Origin of the sequence: Mycolicibacterium vaccae NBRC 14118 = CIP 105934, assembly GCF_001552715.1 — a bacterium.
In the GTDB taxonomy this organism is placed as follows: domain Bacteria; phylum Actinomycetota; class Actinomycetes; order Mycobacteriales; family Mycobacteriaceae; genus Mycobacterium; species Mycobacterium vaccae.
Window position 1 is genome coordinate 1 of record NZ_BCRS01000273.1, and the last position, 4,120, is coordinate 4,120.

Consider the following 4,120-nt stretch of genomic DNA (forward strand, 5'->3'; position numbering starts at 1 on the left):
GCGTGCGGGGGTCGGCGTCGCAGACGCTGTAGGCCATCGCGGTCAGGGTGCGTTTCCCCGCAGCGGCATCACCGTCGAACATCCGCGTCCATACCGTGGTGAACCCGGGCGCATCACCGGGGTTGCCGAACTCGATCGTGCGCCCCAGGTCGCCTTCGCGGCTCTTCCGCACCGCGTCGGGGTCGTGGCGGTCGACGATGGCGTCGATCTCGGCTTCGGTCTTCTTGACCGACAACGGTCCCCAACCGAGGATCTCGGCGGCCAGGTCGGCATCGACTGCGGCGATCAAGTCCGGGTCGGTGATCAGGTCGGTACGGGTGATGATCGCGCGCACCAACATCTCGCTGATCAACCCCTGCAGGAACAGCGCCCCGAGTCTGGGGAGGCGGTCGCGCAGCACCACCGCGCGGTAGGCCTGATGCAGCGCCAACCCCTGGGTGATCCGATACGCCGCGGCCAGTTCGGCGGTGACCGCGGCTTCCGGGTCGACCCACCAGTCCAGTCGGTCGTCGGGGGCGAGGTCGACGCGGCGGATGAACAATTCGGCCATCACTGCCAGCTTGCGGGCACAGATCGCGTTCTCCATCCGCGAGGTAACCGCTGCGGCGTCTATGAGCTCGGCATCCGAGAAACCGGCGAGCTGGGCGGGCTCCGGAACCGATTCATCGAACATGTGTGCGAGTCTACTCGGCTCCACTGACACGTCCGCGCACCGAATTCGGCGCTACTCCCGATCCCAGGGCGCAGACTCGCCCATCTTCGCATAGTACTTCGCCAGGTGACTCTTGACGCGGTCGATGTCGTTGTCCGGCAGGTCGATACCGCCGCGCGAGCCCTGCATGATTGCCCCTGCGGCCATCACCCCACGCGGCACCGCACGAAGCTTGCCGTCGATGACGTCGGCGATCAGCAGCTTGTACGCCGTGAAGTTGGATTTCTTGTCCGAGTCGTACCAGACATGCGCGTCGCGGTACTTCTCGTTGGGCTCGTCTTCTGCGTCTGCCCACTCCCGGACCCGCTTCTCGGCGGCTCCGCCGTCCCACTCGCGGTCTCTGTCAGCCAGGGGCAGATCTTGAAATGCGGTGACCGCCATGGCGACTAGTGGTTACGCAGGCGCGAGATCAACTTCTCCTTGGTCAGGTGCGAGTACCCGGAGATGCCGAGCTCCTTGGCTCGTTTCTTCAGTTCACCGACCGTCCAGTCGTAGTAGGAGCCGGATTGGCCGCCCTTACGACCGACCGAGGATTTACCCCGTGCCGCGGCGGCGTTGGAGATCCGCGCCGCCTTCTCCTTCGAGTTTCCGTCGCGCCGGAGTTCCTCATACATCTGCTCGTTCTTGATAGATGAGTTCGGCATGAACCTCGCCTCCCTGAGTCGATCAGTTCGTAGAGGCTTCCCCGGGGTCCGCGCGACAAAACCTGAGCCTCAGGGCTGCAGAATGACCTTCACCGCGCCGTCCTTCTTCTCCTGAAAGATCTTGTACGCGTGCGGGGCCTCGTCGAGAGGCAGAATGTGGGTCGCGAAGGTGTCCACACCGAGCGGGTCGGCGTCGGTCAGCAACGGCATGATGTCGTCAACCCACTTCTTGACGTTGGCCTGGCCCATCCGCAGCTGAATCTGCTTGTCGAACAGCGTGAGCATCGGCAGCGGATCCGCCATCCCGCCGTACACCCCGATCAACGACAGCGTGCCGCCCCGTCGCACGCAGTCGATCGCGGTGTACAGCGCGTCCAGCCGGTCCAGGCCGGCCTTCTGCATCATCGGCTTGGCGATCGCGTCAGGTAGCAGGGCGGTCGCCTGCTGGACCAGCTTGACCACCGGCGATCCGTGCGCCTCCATCCCGACGGCGTCGATCACCGAATCGCTGCCGCGACCGCCGGTCAGCCGTCGGACCTCGTCGCCGACGGATCCGTCGACCTTGGTCGCGTCGATGGCGTTGATGCCGCGCGCGGTGGCCCTGGCGAGCCGCTCCGGCACCAGATCCACCCCGAACACCTCGTAACCCAGGTGCTGGGCGATCCGCGCAGCCATGTCCCCGATGGGCCCCAGCCCCAGCACGGTGACCGTCCCGCCCTCGGGCACGTCGGCGTAGGCCACCGCCTGCCACGCGGTCGGCAGCACGTCCGACAGGTACACGAACCGCGAATCCGGCGGCCCGTCCGGCACCTTGATGTGGGTGAACTGCGCCTGCGGGACGCGCAGGTACTCCGCCTGCCCGCCCGGCACCGAGCCGTACAGCTCGGAGTAGCCGAACAGCGCCGCCCCCATGCCCTGCTCGCGGACCTGCGTGGTCTCGCACTGGGTGTACAGGCTGCGGTCACACATGAAACAGTGCCCGCACGAGATCTGGAACGGGATCACCACGCGGTCCCCCACCTGCAGGTTCGACACCGCGCTACCGACCTCGCGCACCACCCCCATGGGTTCGTGGCCGAGGATGTCGCCCTCGTGCATGAACGCACCGAGCACCTCGTAGAGGTGCAGGTCGGACCCGCAGATGTTGGTCGACGTCACCTCGATGATCGCGTCGGTCGGTTCTTCGATTCGCGGATCGGGAACGGTGTCGACGCGCACATCCCGCTTGCCGTGCCAGGTGACTGCCTTCATGGGCCGTCACCTACCCGGTGACGGGCGTCCCAAACCCGACCGAACGGGTTTTCGACTCTGCCTCCCCGGGTACCGGACCCGTGCTGCGCTGCGCAGCGCAGCCAGCGTCAGACAGCCCAAAGACCCGCTCTATCAAGGAGGTTCACCGTGACCGCACCGAGTATCGGATCGGCCCGGGACGTCGTCGACTACCTCAAGTCGCAACACGAGACCATCAAGGCGCTGTTCATCGAGACGCTGGACGCCCCCGACGCGGCGACCCGCGAGGAAGCCTTCACCAGGTTGCGGACCATGCTCGCCGTGCACGAGACCGCCGAGGAGATGGTCGTGCACCCGCGGGTGAGGCGCAAGGTCGAGGGTGGCGCACAGATCGTCGACGAGCGCCTCGCCGAGGAGCACGACGCGAAGGTGCTGCTGCGCGACATCGAGCAGCTGCCGATCGACAGCGCCGAGTTCAGCAAGGCGTTGATCCACCTGCAGGCCGCGGTGCTCGAGCACGCCAAGCACGAGGAGGAGTTGGAGTTCACCGCGCTCGAGGCGGCCGTCAGCGACGACGAACTGGGCAAGCTCGGCCAGGCCGTCGCGGTCGCCGAGCGGATCGCCCCCACCCACCCGCATCCGGGTGTGGAGTCCGCCGCCGCGAACTTCGCCGCCGGGCCGTTCGCGTCGATTCTGGACCGCGCCCGCGACGCCCTCAAGGACGCGTTCGGGTCCAACCGGAGCTGATCCCGTCCATGAGTGACCACAGCGGCGAAGCCGCCTTCAACGACCTCGTCTCGTTGCTCGACTATCCGGTTTTCGTCGTGACCACGGCAGCCGGCGATCAACTCGCCGGCTGCCTGGTCGGGTTCACGTCCCAGACCAGCATCAACCCGCCGCGGTTCCTGGTCGGGATGTCCCGCAAGAACCACACGTTCTCGGTGGCCATGAAGGCCGACCATCTCGCCGTGCACCTGCTGCCCCGCGACGAGCTGGAGCTGGCCGAACTGTTCGGCGGGCAGACCGGCGACGACACCGACAAGTTCGCCAAGTGCCGATGGCACCTCAGCCCCGAGGGCGTGCCGATCCTCGACGCCACCCCGGCGTGGTTCGTCGGGAAGATCACCCGCCGATTCGACCTCGGCGACCACGTCGGACACCTGCTCGAGCCCGTATCAGGAAGTGCCCCAGACGAACTCGGCGAGGTCATCACGTTCTCGGACGTGGATCACGTGGAGGCCGGGCACGAGGCATGACCGAGGTCACCACGCTGGTTCCCGGTGACGCCGCCGAGGACCACGGCTACCGCCCCGCCCCGCCCGGCGTCCGGGCGAACATGATCTTCAGCGCCGACGCGAGCGCGGCCTTCGGCGGCCGCGCGGGCCCGCTGTCCTGCCCCACGGACTACCGGCTCCTGCTGGCGTTGCGGGCGTACGCCGACGTGGTGCTGGTCGGAGCGGGCACCGCACGTGCCGAAGGGTACGGCCCGGTGCGGCTGCGCGCCGAGCACCGCGCGCAGCGGCGGGAACTGGGG

7 protein-coding genes are annotated in these 4,120 nt (G+C 67.4%); 3 read left to right on the forward strand and 4 right to left on the reverse strand.

All coding sequences use genetic code 11. From position 1 onward, the window contains the following. The 4 genes from MVA01S_RS28885 to MVA01S_RS28900 form a co-directional block, all read right to left on the reverse strand. On the reverse strand, positions 1-673 hold a 673-nt coding region (locus MVA01S_RS28885; protein WP_159426373.1), incomplete at its 3' end, for a DUF222 domain-containing protein. A 51-nt stretch (positions 674-724) separates the two neighbouring features. After that, complete coding sequence (locus MVA01S_RS28890; RefSeq protein ID WP_003929939.1) at positions 725-1,093, reverse strand: hypothetical protein; 369 nt, start codon at positions 1,091-1,093, stop codon at positions 725-727. Between the two features lie 5 nt (positions 1,094-1,098). Continuing rightward, positions 1,099-1,356, reverse strand: a complete 258-nt coding sequence (locus MVA01S_RS28895; RefSeq protein ID WP_003929938.1) for a DUF7218 family protein — start codon at positions 1,354-1,356, stop codon at positions 1,099-1,101. Between the two features lie 69 nt (positions 1,357-1,425). Continuing rightward, positions 1,426-2,607 carry a zinc-dependent alcohol dehydrogenase gene (locus MVA01S_RS28900; RefSeq protein WP_003929937.1) on the reverse strand — a complete coding sequence of 394 codons (1,182 nt, stop codon included), beginning with the start codon at positions 2,605-2,607 and terminating at the stop codon, positions 1,426-1,428. Positions 2,608-2,754: 147 nt separating this feature from the next. Here MVA01S_RS28900 and MVA01S_RS28905 point away from each other — a divergent pair, with 147 nt between their 5' ends. The 3 genes from MVA01S_RS28905 to MVA01S_RS28915 form a co-directional block, all read left to right on the forward strand. After that, complete coding sequence (locus MVA01S_RS28905; RefSeq protein WP_003929936.1) at positions 2,755-3,333, forward strand: hemerythrin domain-containing protein; 579 nt, start codon at positions 2,755-2,757, stop codon at positions 3,331-3,333. An 8-nt stretch (positions 3,334-3,341) separates the two neighbouring features. Next, the gene (locus tag MVA01S_RS28910) at positions 3,342-3,842 is read left to right on the forward strand and encodes a flavin reductase family protein (RefSeq protein ID WP_003929935.1); all 501 of its coding nucleotides are present in this window, start codon (positions 3,342-3,344) and stop codon (positions 3,840-3,842) included. Beyond that, on the forward strand, positions 3,839-4,120 hold a 282-nt coding region (locus MVA01S_RS28915), incomplete at its 3' end, for a dihydrofolate reductase family protein (RefSeq protein WP_174539009.1). The genes MVA01S_RS28910 and MVA01S_RS28915, both read left to right, overlap by 4 nt.